Annotated in this window: 16 protein-coding genes; 12 read left to right on the top strand and 4 right to left on the bottom strand. The window is 74.4% G+C overall.

Translation table 11 applies throughout. The features are described 5' to 3' along the window. Positions 1-15: 15 nt before the first annotated feature. From ACLIBK_RS09320 to ACLIBK_RS09285, 8 genes are all read left to right on the top strand, one after another. Positions 16-564, top strand: a complete 549-nt coding sequence (locus tag ACLIBK_RS09320; RefSeq protein ID WP_415386975.1) for a cytochrome c-type biogenesis protein — start codon at positions 16-18, stop codon at positions 562-564. Then, complete coding sequence (ccmI, locus tag ACLIBK_RS09315) at positions 561-1,352, top strand: c-type cytochrome biogenesis protein CcmI (RefSeq protein WP_415386974.1); 792 nt, start codon at positions 561-563, stop codon at positions 1,350-1,352. Before ACLIBK_RS09320 ends, ccmI begins: the two co-directional genes overlap by 4 nt. A gap of 199 nt (positions 1,353-1,551) precedes the next feature. Further along, a complete protein-coding gene (locus ACLIBK_RS09310; RefSeq protein ID WP_415386973.1) occupies positions 1,552-1,977 on the top strand; it encodes a hypothetical protein in 426 nt (141 codons plus the stop codon). 128 nt (positions 1,978-2,105) lie between these two features. Continuing rightward, positions 2,106-3,677: a 2,3-bisphosphoglycerate-independent phosphoglycerate mutase gene (gene gpmI / locus ACLIBK_RS09305; protein ID WP_415386972.1), complete on the top strand. Its 1,572-nt coding sequence runs from the start codon at positions 2,106-2,108 to the stop codon at positions 3,675-3,677. Next, positions 3,674-4,942 carry a murein hydrolase activator EnvC family protein gene (locus ACLIBK_RS09300; protein ID WP_415386971.1) on the top strand — a complete coding sequence of 423 codons (1,269 nt, stop codon included), beginning with the start codon at positions 3,674-3,676 and terminating at the stop codon, positions 4,940-4,942. Before gpmI ends, ACLIBK_RS09300 begins: the two co-directional genes overlap by 4 nt. A 53-nt stretch (positions 4,943-4,995) precedes the next feature. After that, a complete protein-coding gene (locus tag ACLIBK_RS09295; RefSeq protein WP_415386970.1) occupies positions 4,996-6,426 on the top strand; it encodes a S41 family peptidase in 1,431 nt (476 codons plus the stop codon). Between the two features lie 22 nt (positions 6,427-6,448). Continuing rightward, complete coding sequence (locus ACLIBK_RS09290; protein ID WP_415386969.1) at positions 6,449-7,783, top strand: divergent polysaccharide deacetylase family protein; 1,335 nt, start codon at positions 6,449-6,451, stop codon at positions 7,781-7,783. A gap of 33 nt (positions 7,784-7,816) precedes the next feature. Beyond that, positions 7,817-8,305 carry an RNA pyrophosphohydrolase gene (locus ACLIBK_RS09285; RefSeq protein ID WP_415386968.1) on the top strand — a complete coding sequence of 163 codons (489 nt, stop codon included), beginning with the start codon at positions 7,817-7,819 and terminating at the stop codon, positions 8,303-8,305. Between the two features lie 90 nt (positions 8,306-8,395). Here ACLIBK_RS09285 and ACLIBK_RS09280 read toward each other — a convergent pair whose 3' ends face one another. After that, the gene (locus tag ACLIBK_RS09280; protein ID WP_415386967.1) at positions 8,396-9,112 is read right to left on the bottom strand and encodes a response regulator transcription factor; all 717 of its coding nucleotides are present in this window, start codon (positions 9,110-9,112) and stop codon (positions 8,396-8,398) included. Positions 9,113-9,325: 213 nt separating this feature from the next. Here ACLIBK_RS09280 and ribA point away from each other — a divergent pair, with 213 nt between their 5' ends. Both ribA and ACLIBK_RS09270 read left to right on the top strand, forming a co-directional pair. Continuing rightward, a complete protein-coding gene (gene ribA / locus ACLIBK_RS09275) occupies positions 9,326-10,480 on the top strand; it encodes a GTP cyclohydrolase II (protein WP_415386966.1) in 1,155 nt (384 codons plus the stop codon). Then, positions 10,477-10,980 carry a L,D-transpeptidase family protein gene (locus ACLIBK_RS09270; protein ID WP_415386965.1) on the top strand — a complete coding sequence of 168 codons (504 nt, stop codon included), beginning with the start codon at positions 10,477-10,479 and terminating at the stop codon, positions 10,978-10,980. Before ribA ends, ACLIBK_RS09270 begins: the two co-directional genes overlap by 4 nt. Positions 10,981-11,342: 362 nt before the next feature. On the opposite strand, the gene murJ is transcribed toward ACLIBK_RS09270, so the two are convergent. The 3 genes from murJ to trpS form a co-directional block, all read right to left on the bottom strand. Further along, positions 11,343-12,875: a murein biosynthesis integral membrane protein MurJ gene (gene murJ / locus ACLIBK_RS09265; protein WP_415386964.1), complete on the bottom strand. Its 1,533-nt coding sequence runs from the start codon at positions 12,873-12,875 to the stop codon at positions 11,343-11,345. Positions 12,876-12,958: 83 nt separating this feature from the next. Continuing rightward, positions 12,959-13,948, bottom strand: a complete 990-nt coding sequence (locus tag ACLIBK_RS09260) for a phosphodiester glycosidase family protein (protein WP_415386963.1) — start codon at positions 13,946-13,948, stop codon at positions 12,959-12,961. A 40-nt stretch (positions 13,949-13,988) separates the two neighbouring features. Beyond that, the gene (trpS, locus tag ACLIBK_RS09255) at positions 13,989-14,990 is read right to left on the bottom strand and encodes a tryptophan--tRNA ligase (protein ID WP_415386962.1); all 1,002 of its coding nucleotides are present in this window, start codon (positions 14,988-14,990) and stop codon (positions 13,989-13,991) included. Between the two features lie 108 nt (positions 14,991-15,098). On the opposite strand from trpS, the gene ACLIBK_RS09250 reads away from it, so the two are divergent. Next, entirely contained in the window at positions 15,099-15,599 is a 501-nt protein-coding gene (locus ACLIBK_RS09250) for an MOSC domain-containing protein (protein WP_415386961.1), read from the top strand. Positions 15,600-15,766: 167 nt separating this feature from the next. Continuing rightward, the gene (locus ACLIBK_RS09245; protein ID WP_415386960.1) at positions 15,767-16,204 is read left to right on the top strand and encodes a DoxX family protein; all 438 of its coding nucleotides are present in this window, start codon (positions 15,767-15,769) and stop codon (positions 16,202-16,204) included. Positions 16,205-16,223 lie beyond the last annotated feature (19 nt).

The following is a 16,223-nucleotide window of genomic DNA, read 5'->3' as shown; positions in this document are numbered from 1 at the left end:
TTTTCGGGTGCACCGGTGGTCGCGGGCGCTCCTCAGACTCCCGAAAAAAGGAGGGGGTCCGGGGGAGTTCACTCCCCCGGCCTTCGCAACCTCGCCTTCGGCGCCCTGCTCGCCCTGCTGGCAGCCGGCCCGGCGCTGGCGGTGAGCAGCCCGGACGAGCTGCTGCCCGACCCCGCCCAGGAAGAACGCGCCCGGGGGATCGGCCGCGACCTGCGCTGCATGGTCTGCCAGAACCAGTCCATCGAGGACAGCGACGCCGACCTCGCGAAGCAGCTGCGCGGCATCGTGCGCGAGCAGATCGCCGCCGGCCGCTCCGACACGGAGGTGCGCGACTTCGTGCATGCCCGCTACGGCGATTTCGTGCTGCTGCGGCCGCCCTTCAACGCCGCCACCGCCCTGCTCTGGGCCACCCCCGTGCTGGTGCTGCTGCTGGCCGGGGGCACGGTGCTGCTGCTGCGCCGGCGCCGCCCGGCGGAGCTGCCGGCCCTGACGGAGGCCGAGCGGGCGACCCTGGCCGCGCTGGACGGCCCCGGCGACGGGACCCCGGGCGGCGCGGCGCGATGAACTGGCTGTTCCTCCTGGCGCTGGTGCTGTTCTGCCTGCTGCCGCTGGCGGTGACGCTGGCGCGCCCGGTGCGGCTGCGCGGCCGGCGCGAAGCCGACCTGGCGCTGTACCGCGCCCAGCGGGCCGAGCTGGACGGGCAGCTGGCGGAAGGCCGCCTGGAGCCCGAAACGCATGCCGCGGCGCTGCTGGAAGTGCAGCGCCGGGTGCTGGCGGCCGGTCCCGACGCAGCGCCGCGGCAGGCCGGCGGCCTCGCGGCGCTGCTGCTGGTGCTGCTGCTGGTGCCGGCCGGGGCGCTGGGCCTGTACCTGTGGAAGGGCTCGCCCGGCCTGCCCGACGCCCCCTTCGCCGAGCGCATGGCGGCCGCGGCGCGGGAAGAGGCGCTGCTGGCGCAGCTGCGGGCGCGGGTGGAATCCCTCGACCCCGCCACGCCCACGGCGCGGCAGGGCTGGCTGCTGCTGGGCAATGCCGAGCGGCAGCGCGGCCGCCTCGCGGAAGCGGCCGAGGCCTGGAAGCGGGCGCTGGCGCAGCGCTTCGAGCCGGCCCTGGCCGCCGACACGGCGGAGCTGGAGCTGGAGCGCGGCGAGAACGCCTCGGCCGCGGCGCTGCTGGCGCGCGCGCTGGAGGCCGACCCCGCCCAGCCCCGGCTGCGCTACCTCGCGGGGCTGGCCGCCATTCGCGCCGGGCAGGTGGAGAATGGCCGCGCCGCCTGGCGGGCGCTGCTGGCCGACAGCACGCCCGATGCGCCCTGGCGCGCCGCCGTGGAACAGCAGCTCCGCGCCCTGCCCTGAGCGGCTGGCCGTGGGCCGCCGGCCCTGGACGCCATACCCTGAAACGCCCTGCCCTGGGCAGCTGGCCCTGGCCGGCCGGCCCTGGAAACCCGGCCGCACGGCCTGCCCCGGCGGCCCGGCCCGTCCCTTCCGGGCTTGCATGGGGCGGGGCGGCGCCCCAAACCGCCGCGGAAACCGCCGCGCAGGGAAGAAACCAGGGATGCCGACCACCCCCGCCACCCCGCCCGACCGTCCGCACCGCCGCCTGTCGCAGGCGCTAGGCGTGCTACACCGGGTGCTGCTGAACGCCGAAGCGGCGGAGGCCGGGCTGACCGGCAACCCCTATGCCCTGCTCGCCGCGGTGATGCAGGACCCGCGCTTCGCCTGGCTGCGGCCGCTGAGCCAGACCATGGCGGCGCTGGACGAGATGGGCGCCAAGGGCGCGGTGCCGACACCGGCGATGCTGGAGCCGCAGGTCGACACGGTGGAGCGGCTGCTGGACCCGCCGGAAAGCGGGGCGCCGGAGTTCCGGGCGCGGCTGGACCATTGGCTGGCCCGCCGGCCGGAGGTGGCCGAGCCGGCGGAAGCCCTGCGCCGCGTCCTGCAGGAATTCCGCGCCGGGCCGGGGCGCCTGGCGGCGCACTGAACCGCCGGGCCCGCGCGGTTTCGGCCGCCGGCACACCGCGCCCGCGGAGCACGGCGATGCTGGCGGGATGGGCACGGCGGCGCTAAGCCCATCGCCCGTTTCCATCCCCGACACCGAGGCGCCCCTTCATGCCCCACCCCAAGCCCGTCATGCTGGTGATCCTCGACGGCTGGGGCTGGCGGGAGGAGGTGGCCGACAACGCCGTGCGGCAGGCCGATACGCCCTGCTTCGATACGCTCTGGGCCACGCAGCCGCACAACTTCCTCCATACCTCCGGCGGGGATGTCGGCCTGCCGGACGGGCAGATGGGCAATTCCGAGGTCGGACACCTCAACATCGGCGCCGGCCGGGTGGTGATGCAGGACCTGCCGCGCATCACCGCGGCGGTGCGGGACGGCTCCATCGCCCGGCTGCCGGCGGTGCGGAACCTGGTCAGCCGGCTGCGCAACTCGGGCGGCACGCTGCACCTGTGCGGGCTGCTGTCGCCCGGCGGGGTGCACAGCCACCAGGACCACGGCCTGGCGCTCGCGCAGTTCTTCGCCGAAACCGGCGTGCCGGTGGCCATCCACCTGTGGACCGACGGGCGAGACACGCCGCCGCGCGCGGCGCCGGGATACCTGTCCAGCTTCGAGGCGCAGCTGCCGCGCGGCGCGGCGGTGGCCACGATCGCCGGGCGCTACTTCGCCATGGACCGCGACAACCGCTGGGACCGGGTGAGCCAAGCCTGGCGCGCCATGGTGCTGGGCGAGGGCGCGCACGCCGCCAGCGCCGCCGGTGCGGTGGCCGCGGCGCATGCCCGCGACGTGACGGACGAGTTCCTCCCCCCCGCCGTGGTGGGCGGCTATACCGGGATGCGGGATGGCGACGGGCTGCTGTGCTTCAACTTCCGCGCCGACCGGGTGCGGGAAATCATGGAGGCCATCCTGGACCCGGACTTCGCGGGCTTTTCCCGCCAGGCCACCGGGGCCTTGCCGGGCGCGGCCCCCCGGGTGCCGGCGCTGGTGGGGGCGGCGGGCATGACGCAGTATTCCACCCATCTCGACGCCTTCCTGGCGACGCTGTTCCCCCCGGAAAGCCTGCACGACATCCTGGGAAGCGTGGTGTCGGCCGCCGGCCTGACCCAGCTGCGCATGGCCGAAACGGAGAAGTACCCGCACGTCACCTACTTCCTGAACGGCGGCGTGGAGGTGCCCTTCCCCGGCGAGGAGCGGGTGATGGTGCCCTCCCCCAAGGTCGCCACCTACGACCTGCAGCCCGAGATGTCGGAGCCGGAACTGGCCGCCAAGGCCGAGGCGGCGATCCGGGGTCAGCAATACGACCTGATCGTTCTGAACTTCGCCAATGCCGACATGGTCGGCCACACCGGCAGCCTGGCCGCCGCCATCAAGGCCTGCGAGGCGGCCGATCGCGGCTTGGCCCTCCTCGCCGCCGCCATCCGCGACACCGGCGGCGCCCTGCTGGTCACCGCCGACCACGGCAATGCCGAGCTGATGCGCGACCCCGTCACCGGCGGCCCGCACACCGCCCACACCACCAACCCGGTGCCCGTGGTGCTGCTGGGCGGCCCGCCGGGCGCGACCCTGGCGGAAGGGCGGCTGGCCGACCTGGCACCCACGCTGCTGGCGCTGCTGGGCGTGCCGCAGCCGGCGGCGATGACCGGGCGCAGCCTGCTCCGCCTGCCCGGCCAGCCCACCGGGTGAGACCGGGGCGCGCGGCCGCGGGGCTGCTGCTGGCGCTGGCGCCAGTGGGCGTGCAGGCGCAGGCGCCATCCGCCAACGACCTGCGGGCGGCCGAGCGCGGCGCCTTCGAGGCCCGCGCCGCCGCCCAGGCCGCGTCCCGCGCCACGCGCGAGGCCGGGGCGCGCGAATCCCGGCTGGCCGTGCAGCGGGCCGAGGCCGGGCGCCGCGCCGTGGCGGCGGAGGTGGCACTCGACGAGGCGCAGGCGCGCATGGACGCCGCCCAGGCCGAGGACGAGGCGGCCCAGGCCGCGCTGGCCGCCCGCGCCGCGGCGCTGGTGCCGCTGCTGCCGGCGATGCGGCGCCTGTCGGCCTGGCCGGCGGAAACCCTGCTGGCCCTGCCCGTGCCGCCGGAGGACGCGCTGCGCGGCGCCCTGGTGCTGCGCGGCCTGGGCCGGCACCTGGCGGAGGAAGCCGCCGCCTTTCGCGCCTCCTCCGAGGCCGCCGCCGCCGCCGCCGAGCGTGCCCGGGGGGAGCGCGAAGCCCTGGGCGCCGCCCGGGCCGTGGCCCGCAACGCCGCGGCCGCAGTGGAAGCCGGGCTGGCCGAGGCACGCGCCGCCCGTGCCGGGGCCGCGGCGGCGGAAGCCGCGGCCGCCCGCCGGGCCACCGCCGCGGTGTCGCGCGCCACCGATCTGCGGCAGGCACTGGCGCAGCTGGAACGCGAAGCCCGCGCCGAGGCCGCCCGCCGCGCCCGCGAGGAGCGCGAGGAAGCCGCCCGCGAGGCCCGGGAAGAGCGCGCCCGGGCGGAACGCGCCGCGCGCGAGGAACAGGCGGCCCGTGGCCGGGAGGAGCAGCCCCGGACGCGGCCGGAGCGCGAGGAACAACTGGCCGCGGCCCCCGGCGGCGGCGCCCCCCTGGCCGCCGGGCGCGGCCGGGCGTCCCCCGTGGCCGGGCGCGTCAGCACCGAGTTCGGCGAGGGCGGCGCCCAGGGCCAGACCTGGTCCGCGCCCCCCGGCGCCCGGGTGGTCAGCCCCTGCGCCGGCCGGGTCGCCTTCGCTGATACATTTCGTTCCTATGGCCGGCTGTTGATCGTGGATTGCGGCGGCGGATATCATATCGTGCTGGCCGGGCTCGATCGCCTGGACACCGCGGTGGGGCAGCGCCTCGCGGCGGGGGAAGCGGTCGGCCTGCTCGGCACGCCCGGGTCCGGGCGGGCTTCCTTGTACGTCGAGCTGCGGCGCGGCGGGCGGGCGGTGAATCCGCGTCCCTGGTTGGCCCTGGCGGGGTAACTGGGGTAACGCGGATGCGGCAATCCCCTTTTGGGTCGAGGAGCGTGCGGCGCATGCGGCACAAGGTCCGGACAGTGGCAGGCGTGGCGGCTGCCTTCGCGGCGGGGGCGGTTTGCGGCCCCCTGCTGACATCGCCCGTGATGTCGGCCCTGGCCCAGGACGGGGGACGGGCGGAAACCTACCGGCTGCTGAACCTGTTCGGCGACGTGTTCGAGCGGGTGCGGGCCGAGTATGTCGAGCCGGTCAACGACCGCGACGTGATCGAGAACGCGATCAACGGCATGCTGCAGGGGCTGGACCCGCATTCCTCCTACATGAACGCGCGATCCTTCCGCGACATGCAGGTGCAGACGCGCGGCGAGTTCGGCGGCCTGGGCATCGAGGTCAGCCAGGAGGCCGGCTACGTCAAGGTGATCTCGCCGATCGACGACACCCCCGCGGCGCGGGCGGGCATCAAGCCCGGCGACCTCATCACCAACCTGAACGGCACCTCCGTGCAGGGCATGACCCTGCAGGAAGCGGTGGAGCAGATGCGCGGCGAGCGCGGCTCCTCCATCCGCCTGACCATCCGGCGCGAAGGCACGCCAACCCCGATCGAGGTCAGCCTGACCCGCGAGGTGATCCGGCCCCAGGTCGTGCGCGCCCGGCTGGAAGGCAACGACATCGCCTATATCCGCATGACCTCCTTCAACGAGCAGACCGAAACCGGCCTGCGGCGGGCCATGACGCAGCTGCGTTCCCAGGCCACGGGCGGGCTGAAGGGCGTGATCCTGGATCTGCGAAACAACCCCGGCGGGTTGCTGGACCAGGCGATCCAGGTGTCCGACGACTTCCTGGAGCAGGGTGAGATCGTGTCCACCCGCGCCCGGCGGGCGGAGGACGCGCAGCGCTGGAACGCCCGCGCCGGCGACATCGCGCAGAACCTGCCGGTGGTGGTGCTGATCAACGGCGGCTCCGCCTCGGCCTCCGAGATCGTGGCGGGCGCGCTGCAGGACCATCGCCGCGCCGTGGTGCTGGGGGTGAAGTCCTTCGGCAAGGGCTCCGTGCAGACGGTGATGCCGCTGCCGGGCAACGGCGCCATCCGGCTGACCACGGCGCGCTACTACACGCCCTCGGGCCGCTCCATCCAGGCCACTGGCATCGAGCCGGACGTGGAGGTGCTGGCGCAGCGCCAGGACACCGCCGGGCGCGACCGCGAGGCCGACCTGCGCCGGGCGCTGCGCAACGACGGCGCCGGGACGGGCAGCAGCGCCCCCGGCACGGGCGCCGGGGCGGGCGCGCAGAACCGGCCGGCGGTGGCGCTGCCGCCGCTGAACCTGCCCGCCGGGCTGAGCGAGCGCATCCAGCGCCTGCCGCCGGAGGACCAGCCGGCCTTCGACCTCACCAAGCCGGAAACCGACTTCCAGCTGCAGCAGGGGCTGGTGCTGGTGCGGGGCCTAGCGGCCCAGCCGCAGCAGCCCCAGCGTCGCGCCAGCCGCCAGTAGTCGCGGCGCAGAAACCGCGAGGGTGGGCGCCCGGTCGGCGCAGCCGGGGCCGCACCCGGACGGGGGCGCGGCGGACGACGCCACGCCCCCCGGCGAACCGGACGGCGCCGCGCCGCGGCGGCATCCCGGCTGGCGGCGGCTGGGCTGGTTCTGGCTGGCGGTGCTGCTGATCCTGGGCGCCGGGGCGGGAACGCTGGCCTATCTCGGCCCGCCCGTGCGGGAAGACGCGTCGCTGGCGGCAGCGTCCGCTGCGGCGGAGGAACCGCCCAACACGCTGCCCCCGGCTGTGCCGGCGCCGGAACCCGTCGCCGCCCTGCCCGCACCGGCGGCACCGCCCCCGGTGCCCGCCGAAACCGCCGCGGCATCGGCCGTCGCGGCGCCCCCCGCCCCCCTGCCCGCCGCGCCGCTACCGCCGCCCCTGCCCGCCCCGCGCCCGCCCGGCGTGGTGGCCGGGCCGATCCCGCCGCCCGATCCCGCCCTGCTCGACGCCACGCGCTACGGCACGCTGCCGCGGGTGGGGACGGATGGTCGCACTTCCATCCGCGCCTATGCCCGCGCCTTCGCGCGCGACGACACGCGCCCGCGGATCGGGCTGGTGGTGGGCGGGCTGGGGCTGAACGCGGCGCTGAGCGAGGAAGCGATCCGGCGCCTGCCGGCCGCCACCGCCCTGGCCTTCTCCCCCTACGCCCTGCGCCCCGAGCCGCTGGCCGAGCGCGCCCGCGCCCGCGGCATGGAGTTGCTGATCGCCCTGCCGCTGGAGCCCGCGGGCTTTCCGATGAACGACCCCGGGGAACAGGCGCTGCTGACCACGCGGACGCCGGCGGAGAATGCCGACCGGCTCGGCTGGGTGCTGTCGCGGCTGCAGGGCTACGTGGGGGCGGTGGGGGCGCTGGGGCCGATGCGCGGCGAACGCTTCGCCCAGATCCCGGCCATGCTGGGCGAGGTGCAGGACGTGCTGCGGGATCGCGGGCTGCTCTACCTCGACCCGCGTCCGGGGCTGCCGCCGGGCACGCCCAACCGCGCCTGGGGCCGCAACGCCGACCTGGTGCTGGACGAGCCCGCGACCCGCGGCGAGATCGAGCGGCGGCTGGCGGAGCTGGAGCGGTTGGCCATCGAGCGCGGCTCCGCCCTGGGCCTGGCGGGCGACGTGTCGCCGGTGCTGGTGGACCGCGTCGCCGCCTGGGCGGCGGCGCTGGAAACGCGCGGCCTCGTGCTGGCCCCCGTCACGGCGCTGATCCGTCGCCCGGAAGGGCGCGGGGATGCCCGCCCGGAGGGGCGCGGGGAAGCACGGTCCGAGGGCCGCGGCGACGCGCGGCCGGATGGGCGCGGCGAGGCCCGCCTCGAAGGGCGCCCCTAGGGCGCCGGGACCTGCGCCAGGAGATCATGCGGCATGAGTGACCTGCCCTACCGGCCCAATGTCGGCGCCGTGGTGTTCAATGCCGATGGGCTGGTGCTGGTAGCCCGGCGCGCCGACCAGCCGCGGGGGGAAGCCGCGGGCGGGGCCTGGCAGCTGCCGCAGGGCGGGCTGGACGAGGGCGAAGACGCGCGCGCCGCCGTGCTGCGCGAGGTGCTGGAGGAGATCGGCACGGATCGGGTGGAAATCCTGGCCGAGCACGATGCCTGGCTGACCTACGACCTGCCGGACCACCTGATCGGGGTGGTGTGGGGTGGGCGCTGGCGCGGGCAGAAGCAGCGCTGGTTCGCGCTCCGGTTCCTGGGGGAAGACTCCGAAATCCGGCTGGATGCCGACCCGCACCCGGAGTTCGATGCCTGGCGCTGGGTGCCGCTGGGCGAACTCCCGGCCCTGGCCGTACCGTTCAAGCGGGAAATCTACGAACGATTGAGCCGGGATTTCGCACGTTTCGCGGAGCCGGCCTGACGGCGACACCGTGACGCCAATGAAAGGACCGATGGCATCCTGGGAAAAGTTTCGGGGAGGAGCCGGCGCTCATCCCCAAAAATCCGGACCTCAGGCCGCGACGCGGCCCGCCGTGGGGTCCAGCCGGTAGCCGCCACCCTCGGTCAGCAGCAGGGAGGCATTGGCCGGGTCCTGCTCGATCTTCTGGCGGAGACGGTAGATATGGGTTTCCAGCGTGTGTGTGGTCACCGCGGCGTTGTAGCCCCAGACCTCGTTCAGCAGCACCTGCCGCCCCACCGGCCGCCCGCTGGCCCGGTACAGGAACTTCAGGATGGAGCATTCCTTCTCGGTCAGCCGGATGCGCCGGTTCTTGACCGGGTCCTGCAGCACCTTGGAGGCCGGGCGGAAGGTGTAGGGCCCGACGATAAACACCGCGTCCTCGCTGTTGTCGAAGACGCGCAGCTGGGCGCGCAGGCGAGCCAGCAACTCGTTGATGCGAAAGGGCTTGGCGATGTAGTCGTTGGCCCCGGCATCCAGGCCGCGCACCACGTCGGCCTCGCCGTCCACGCCCGTCAACATGATCACGGGGATGCGCAGCCCCTCCCGCCGCAGGCGGGCGCAAAGGTCGCGGCCGTCGCCATCGGGCAGGCCGATATCCAGCAGCACCGCGTCGTAGCGCGCACCGGCCTCCAGGAGGAGACGGCTCCCCTCCTCGGCCGATTCGGCTTCCTGGGACGAAAACTCACCTTCAAGCGACAACTGTTCCGCGAGCGTCGCGCGCAGCGCCGCGTCGTCATCGACGATCAGGATTGGCCTGGGACCGGACATGCCATCCTCTAGCGATTGGGAACCCAGGAAGTTCCCGAGATCCGTATGGAAATTCCTATGATTCTGGCGGTTCGGGCCGCCATCCGCAAGCTTCGCGACAGAATTTGGTTCGCGAGCCCGTGATCACCAACATAGGGAGGGTGGCTTTCGCCGTCGCGGGGCCACATTTCTCACGCTTCTGCGAGCGACAAGAATTATGGGGACGCTGTCACGATGAACGGCATGGCCGACGGGGCGATCCGCCCTTCCACGGAGGCCGGCCTGCCGGTGCCCGGCGCGGCGGCCCTGGCCTTGCGCGGGGTGCATCGCGCCCTGGGCGAGCTGCGCCGGGGCACGCCCGTGCTGCTGCGCGGCCAGGCGGGCGCGGGGCTGCTGTTGGCGGCGGCGGAAACCGTGTCCGCGCGGGGACTGGCGGAGCTCTCGGCCGCCGCGGCGGGACCGGCGGTGATCCTGCTGGCGCCCTCGCGCGCCGCGGCCAGCCCCTTTCCCAGCGCCCTCCCCGACGCTGAAGCCGTGGCGCTGCGTGCCTCCCCCGCCCTGCTGGACCCCGCCGCGCTGCGCGCCCTGGCCGATCCCACGATCGAGCGGCTGCTGCCCGACCCCGCGCCACGGGTGGCCGCGCCGCCCCTGGCGGAAGCGGCGATCGCCCTGGCCAAGCTGGCGCGGCTGCTGCCGGCCCTGGTGGCCGCCCCGGCGCGGCAGGCCCCGCCCGGCGTGCTGGAGGTTCCGGTGGCAGACATCCTCGCCTATCCCGCCACGGCCGCCGCCACCCTGGCCCGGGTGGCCGAGGCCCGTGTGCCGCTGGAGGACGCGCCGGATGCCCGCATCGTCGCCTTCCGAGCGGCGGATGGCGGCATCGAGCACCTCGCGATCCTGGTGGGGGAGCCGGAAGCGCTGGCGGCCTCCGGCAAGGCGCCGCTGTGCCGGGTGCATTCGGAATGCTTCACCGGCGACCTGCTGGGCAGCCTGCGCTGCGACTGCGGCCCGCAGCTGCGCGGCGCCCTGGCCCGCATGGCGACCGAGGGCACGGGGGTGCTGCTGTACTTGGCGCAGGAAGGGCGCGGCATCGGGCTGGTGAACAAGCTGCGGGCCTACGCGCTGCAGGATACCGGGCTGGACACGCTGGATGCCAACCGGGCGCTGGGCTACGGCGCCGACGAGCGGAACTTCCTGGTGGCGGCGGAGATGCTGCGGGCGCTGGCCATCCCGCAGGTGCGGCTGCTGACCAACAACCCCGACAAGGTGTCCGCCCTGGCCGCCTGCGGCATCACCGTCACGGCGCGGGAGCCGCATCGCTTCGCGGCCAACGGGGTGAATGACGGCTATCTCAGTACCAAGGCGCTGCGCTTCGGGCACCTGCTGGGATGATCGGCACCGTGGTTCCGGCCGGCGCCACCGGCCACCTGATGCTGGGGCGGGAGGTGTATCGCTGTGCCCTCGGCCGTGGCGGGGTGCGGGCGGAAAAGGCGGAGGGCGACGGCGCCACCCCCTTCGGGCCGCTGCCGCTGCGCCGGGTGCTGTTCCGGGCCGACCGGCTGGCGCCGCCGCCCTGCGCCGTGCCGCTGGAGCCGATCGGCCCGGCCGATGGCTGGTGCGACGACCCCGCCGACCCCGCCTACAACCGCCCCGTGTCCCTGCCCTACCCCGGCCGGCACGAGGAGCTGTGGCGTACCGACGGGCTCTACGACGTGGTGGGGGTGCTGGGCTGGAACGACGCGCCCGTGGTGCGCGGCCGCGGCAGCGCCATCTTCCTGCACGTCGCCCGGCCGGACTACGCCCCCACCGCGGGCTGCGTCGCCCTGATGCTGCCGGACCTGCTGCAGGTGCTGCGCGCTGGGCTGAGCGGGCTGGAAGTGCGCGCGGGCTGACACACCCCTCGGCTGGGTCGGGTTCTTCGGCGGCAGGTGTGGCTCTCGTTGGCCCCGGGAGGGAGAAGGAATTCTCCCTCCCGAACCCTCCCCTTCATCTTTTTTCGGGAGCTGCCGAGTCGGGATAGAAACGTCGGGCGCTTCACGTCTTGGATAATTTGAATCTGCGCAGCACCGGCTGACACCGCCCGCGCCGGAGGGCCGTGCCCTCCGGCGCGCCCCGCGTCGCAACCCAGCCCGCGGCAGCACCCCGAAAAAAGATGAAGGGGAGGGTTCGGGAGGGGGAGAATTCCTTCTCCCCCTCCCGAGAGCGTTCGCCCGAAGCCGAAGCCCAGACCATCATACCCCGCGTGACCGCCGGCTCAGTTACGGCGGCGTAGTGCCCGCAATTCGCGCAGGTTCAGCGCCCCCAGCCAGTGCGCCGCGCCGAAGTAGACGGCCAGCCCGGCGCCGACCAGCAGGCCCAGGCGGATCAGCCGGGCGCCGGGGATGGCCACCACGGGAACCAGTTGCAACCCCCAGAGCACGGCGCCCATCAGGGCGGCCGCCGCCAGCTGGCGGGGCAGCACGCGGCGCAGCCGGCGGTCGGGGTACCAAGCGCGGCGGCGCCACAGCAGGAAGGCCAGGATGGCGGTGTTCAGCCAGGCGGCGATGCCCGTGGCCAGGGCGATGCCGACATGGGCGAAGACCTGCGTCAGCCACAGGTTCAGCCCGAGGTTCAGCACCACGATCAGCAGCCCGATCTTCACGGGGGTGGCGGTGTCGCCGCGGGCAAAGAAGCCGGGGGCGAAGGCCTTCACCAGCACGAAGGCCGGCAGGCCCAGTGCATAGGCGGCCAGGGCGGCGGAGGTCAGCGCCGCCTCGGTCGGGCCGAAGGCGCCGCGCACGAAGAGTGCGTCCACCATGGCATCGGCCACCACCCATTGCGCCACCGCCGCTGGCAGGGCGAGGGCCAGGGAGAACTCCACCGCCCGGTTCAGCGTCCGATGGGCCGAGAGCGGCTTGCCGGCGGCGAACTGCCGCGCCAGCAGCGGCAGCAGCGCGGTGCCCACGGCGGCGCCGATCACCCCCAGCGGCAGCTGCGCCACGCGGTCGGCGTAGTACAGGAAGGACACCGAGCCCGCCGGCAGCAGCGAGGCGATGATCACGTCCACCGCCAGGTTCAGCTGCGTCACCCCCGCGCCCACCAGCCCCGGCACCATGCGGCGCAGCACGCCGCGCACGGCCGGGGTGATCTTGGGGAAGCGCAGCAGCCGCATCGGCATCCCCGCCCGCGCCGCGGCCCACATCACGATGCCCAGCTGCACCACGCCGGAGGCGGTGACGCCCCAGGCCAGGGCATGCGCGGGGGTGGGGGTGAAGGGCGTCAGCACCAGCAGGGCGGCGACGGAGAAGATGTTGAAGAACACCGGCGCCGAGGCGGCGGCGGCGAAGCGGTCCAGCCCGTTCAGCACGCCCGACACCAGGGCGGTGAGGCAGATCAGCACGAGGTAGGGAAAGGTGATCCGCGTCAGCTCGACGGCCATGGCGAATTTTTCCGGCTCGTCGGTGAAGCCCGGGGCCAGCACCAGCATGACCTGCGGCATGAACAGCACGCCCAGCAGCACCAGCATGGAGAGCCACAGCGTCATCAGCGCGGCCATGCGCTCGGCCAGCTGGTGGGCGACCGCGTGGCCCTCCTTGGCCAGGGTGGCGGCGAAGGTGGGCACGAAGGCGGCGTTGAAGGCGCCCTCGCCGAACAGGCGGCGGAACAGGTTGGGCAGCTTGAGCGCGATGAAGAAGGCGTCAGCCAGCGGCCCGGCGCCGAGGATGGCGGCGATCAGCATCTCGCGCGCCAGTCCCAGCAACCGGCTCGCCATGGTCCAGCCGCCGACGGTGAGGATACCTCGGAGCATCTGTGGTGGGTTGCCGGGTCCTGTGGGAGTGGGGGGCTGCTTACCGCCCCCCGGGCGCGGGCGGAATAGCCGCGGCCGCGATGTTATCTCGGCACCACCGCGAGCACGATCGGGAGCGCCCAGCTGCCGAAGCGCCAGCCCAGCAGCCGGACGTCGTCGCCCGAGGTCTGGGTTTCCCACCGTCCGCAGAAGTGCCGGCGGTAGCCGCCCAGCGCGATGCCCTGGCAGGCCACCGGACCGCCGTCGAGGTTGAGCGCGGTGGCGAGGTCGAGCGGGGCGTCGCGCAGGAAGGGACCCAGCCGGTCGAGCGAGAAGAAGGCGTCGGTGGTGGTGCCGAGGATGATCCGGCCGGCGCGGTCCTGGCCGACGAAGCTGCGGTTGGCCAGCCAGCGGGCGTCGGCCCTCGCGCGGCTCGCCCCGTCGGCCGCGAGCAGCAGGGGATACGACACCATGGCGTCGCGCGCGCCGGCGAAGGCCGCCTGCCAACTCTCCGTCGCGAGGTCGCGGAGGCCGGCGCCGGCCTCGGTCGCGACGAAGGCACCGTGCTGCGCGTCGTATTCCGCCGGGCCGAGCTGGCGGCCGGCGCTCAGGAGCGGGGTGTCCGGGGTGCCGTCGCGCGCGTAGTAGCTGCCGTTGACGACCAGGACCGTGCCCGGTTCGGCCACCCAGTCGTCCAGCCCCTTGTTACCGGCAGCGGCGTTGCGCACGGCGAAGCGGAAGCGCGCGGGGTCCACGCGCGCCAGCAGGATGCGGTCCACCTCCGTGCCGGCGACGAGCACGGGCAGTTCGGCGGCGTCGAAGCCCGGGGCGAGTTCGCGCCACGCGACCGGCCCGGGCTCGGCCGCCGGGACGGGGCGTTGCAGCGCCAGGCGCATGGCGGGCGACAGGCCCGGACTGCCGGCCGTCACGGTTTCCCAGGTGGTGCCGCCGCGGCGAAGCAGCACGTTGAACCCGTACGAGCCGGCATAGGCGTAGAAACCCGCGCCCAGGACCGCGCAGGCGAGGAGGCCGGCCGCCGCGGCGACGAGCAGCGGGTGCCGCCGCGCGCGTCGCCGGGCGCCCGATCCGCTCATGTCCCCGGCCCGTGGAGCGCGCGGCCCGGCGGCATCACCCTCAGCGGGCGGGCAGGAAGCCCACCAGCTCCTCCGTGCGGCGCACGATCGGGTCGGCGATGGCCGCCGCCTTCTCGGCGCCGCGGCGCAGGGCGGCGTCCACCGCCGCCGGGTCGTCCAGCAGCCGCCGCATCTCGCCCGCGATGGGCGAAAGCTTGGCCGTCAGCGCCTCGGCCAGCACTTCCTTGAAGGCGCCGAAGCCCTTGCCGCCGTGCTCGGCCAGCACCGCGTCGGCGGTGGTGTCGGTGATGGCCGCCAGGATGCCCACGAGGTTGCGCGCCTCGGGCCGGGCTTCCAGGCCGCGGGTTTCGGAGGGCAGCGGCTCCGGGTCGGTCTTGGCGCGGCGGATCTTCAGCGCCACCGTGTCGGCATCGTCCGTCAGGTTGATGCGCGACTGGTCGGAAGGGTCGGATTTCGACATCTTCCTGCTGCCGTCGCGCAGGGACATCACGCGCGCGGCGACGCCCTGGATCAGCGGCTGCACGGTGGGGAAGAACTCCTCGCCGTAGTCGTGGTTGAACTTCTGGGCGATGTCGTTGGCCAGTTCCAGGTGCTGGCGCTGGTCGTCGCCCACCGGCACGGCATCGGCGTGATAGGCCAGGATGTCGGCAGCCATCAGGTTGGGGTAGACGAACAACCCGGTGGACACGTTCTCGCGGTCCTTGCCGGCCTTGTCCTTGAACTGCGTCATGCGGTTCAGCCAGCCCATCCGCGCCACGCAGTTGAAGATCCAGGCCAGGCGGACATGGGCGTGCACGTGGCTCTGCACGAAGAGGATGCAGCGCTCCGGGTCCAGGCCGCAGGCGATCAGCGCCGCCGCCATCTCGCGCGTTTGCCGCGCCAGTTCCTTGGGGTCCTGCCACACGGTGATGGCGTGCTGGTCCACCACGCAGAACAGCGAGGCGTCGCCGTGCTGCATCGGCACCCAGTTGCGGATCGCGCCGAGGTAGTTGCCGAGGGTGGGGACGCCGGAGGGCTGGATACCGGAGAAGACGCGCTGCATCGGGGGTGGAGACCGGAGCTGTTGGGAGGGGGTGGGTCTTCCCCCCTGGGAGGTGGGGCGTCAAGCCAGCCCCTGCCCCGCGGTCCACCGGGATGCGAAAGGGAAACCATGCTCCACCCGAACTCATCCCTCGCCCGCCTCTTCGCCGCCCCGATGCGCCCGGGGGTGGTGCGCTGGATCGGGCTGCGGCCGGGACGGCGCGAGGCGATGCGGGTGGTGCAGGCGGCCGAGCTGGACCCGGAACACGGGCTGGTGGGGGACCGCTACCGCGGCAGCGGCGAACGGCTGCGGCAGGTCACGCTGCTGCGGGAGGAGCACCTGCCCGCCATCGCCGCCAGCCTGGGGCTGGACGCGGTGACGCCGGAGGCGCTGCGCCGCAACCTCATGGTGTCGGGGATCAACCTGCTGGCGCTGAAGGGCCGGCGCTTCGGCCTCGGGGACGCCGTGCTGGAAAGCACCGGCGAGTGCCAGCCCTGTTCCCGCATGGAGGAGAACCTGGGCCCCGGCGGCTACAACGCCGTGCGCGGCCATGGCGGCATCACCGCGCGCGTGCTGCGGGCCGGCACGGTGCGGCTGGGCGACGCGGTGGTCCGGCTGGACGAGGCCTGACCGGGGCGTCGCGCCGGGCGGCGCGGCGAGGTCCCGCTGCCCGCGCCGCACGGCACGGGTCCGCGCCCGGCCGGCACCGCGGGCCGCGATTGCCGGCTAGCCGCCCTTGCGGGCAGGCTGCTGCCGGCGCGGCAGCGGAACGCCCGCGAATCGGACCGGGGGAAACCATGCACGAGTCCCGAAACACCATCCTGCTGGTGGCCCGCCTGATGCTGGCCCTGCTGTTCGTCTGGTCGGGCTTCGGCAAGATCTTCACGCAAACCGAGTTCGCCGCGGCGATGGCCGGGCGCGGCATGCCCTTTCCCGAAGCCTTCCCGGTGCTGGCGGTGCTGATCGAGCTCGGCGGCGGGCTGCTGCTGCTGCTCGGCTGGCGCACGGCGACCATCGCGGTGCTGCTGGCGCTGTTCACCGTGGTCGCCACGGCGATCAACCACCGCTTCTGGACCTATCCGGACGCGGCGCGGATCGGGCAGGCCAACAACTTCTACAAGAACATCGCCATCATCGGCGGCTGCCTGCTGCTCTGCGTCACCGGCGGCGGCCGCTGGTCGCTGGACGGCTGGCTGGCCGCGCGCCGCGGCCCCGCGACGCCGCGAACCGCCTGAGCGGTGCGGCCTCGCGGGC

The organism is Roseomonas sp. BN140053, assembly GCF_047690175.1.
Taxonomy (GTDB): Bacteria; Pseudomonadota; Alphaproteobacteria; order Acetobacterales; family Acetobacteraceae; genus Roseomonas.
The sequence above is the reverse complement of the archived record's forward strand: the minus strand, read 5'-3'. Positions and strand labels throughout refer to the sequence as shown.

Excerpts from the sequence above, each read along its gene's own strand:
- ccmI (WP_415386974.1), top strand. The coding sequence starts at position 561 with ATGAACTGGCTGTTCCTCCTGGCGCTGGTGCTGTTCTGCCTGCTGCCG.
- ACLIBK_RS09310 (WP_415386973.1), top strand. The coding sequence starts at position 1,552 with ATGCCGACCACCCCCGCCACCCCGCCCGACCGTCCGCACCGCCGCCTG.
- gpmI (WP_415386972.1), top strand. The coding sequence starts at position 2,106 with ATGCCCCACCCCAAGCCCGTCATGCTGGTGATCCTCGACGGCTGGGGC.
- ACLIBK_RS09295 (WP_415386970.1), top strand. The coding sequence starts at position 4,996 with ATGCGGCACAAGGTCCGGACAGTGGCAGGCGTGGCGGCTGCCTTCGCG.
- ACLIBK_RS09285 (WP_415386968.1), top strand. The coding sequence starts at position 7,817 with ATGAGTGACCTGCCCTACCGGCCCAATGTCGGCGCCGTGGTGTTCAAT.
- ACLIBK_RS09280 (WP_415386967.1), bottom strand. The coding sequence starts at position 9,112 with ATGTCCGGTCCCAGGCCAATCCTGATCGTCGATGACGACGCGGCGCTG.
- ribA (WP_415386966.1), top strand. The coding sequence starts at position 9,326 with ATGAACGGCATGGCCGACGGGGCGATCCGCCCTTCCACGGAGGCCGGC.
- ACLIBK_RS09270 (WP_415386965.1), top strand. The coding sequence starts at position 10,477 with ATGATCGGCACCGTGGTTCCGGCCGGCGCCACCGGCCACCTGATGCTG.
- murJ (WP_415386964.1), bottom strand. The coding sequence starts at position 12,875 with ATGCTCCGAGGTATCCTCACCGTCGGCGGCTGGACCATGGCGAGCCGG.
- ACLIBK_RS09260 (WP_415386963.1), bottom strand. The coding sequence starts at position 13,948 with ATGAGCGGATCGGGCGCCCGGCGACGCGCGCGGCGGCACCCGCTGCTC.
- trpS (WP_415386962.1), bottom strand. The coding sequence starts at position 14,990 with ATGCAGCGCGTCTTCTCCGGTATCCAGCCCTCCGGCGTCCCCACCCTC.
- ACLIBK_RS09250 (WP_415386961.1), top strand. The coding sequence starts at position 15,099 with ATGCTCCACCCGAACTCATCCCTCGCCCGCCTCTTCGCCGCCCCGATG.
- ACLIBK_RS09245 (WP_415386960.1), top strand. The coding sequence starts at position 15,767 with ATGCACGAGTCCCGAAACACCATCCTGCTGGTGGCCCGCCTGATGCTG.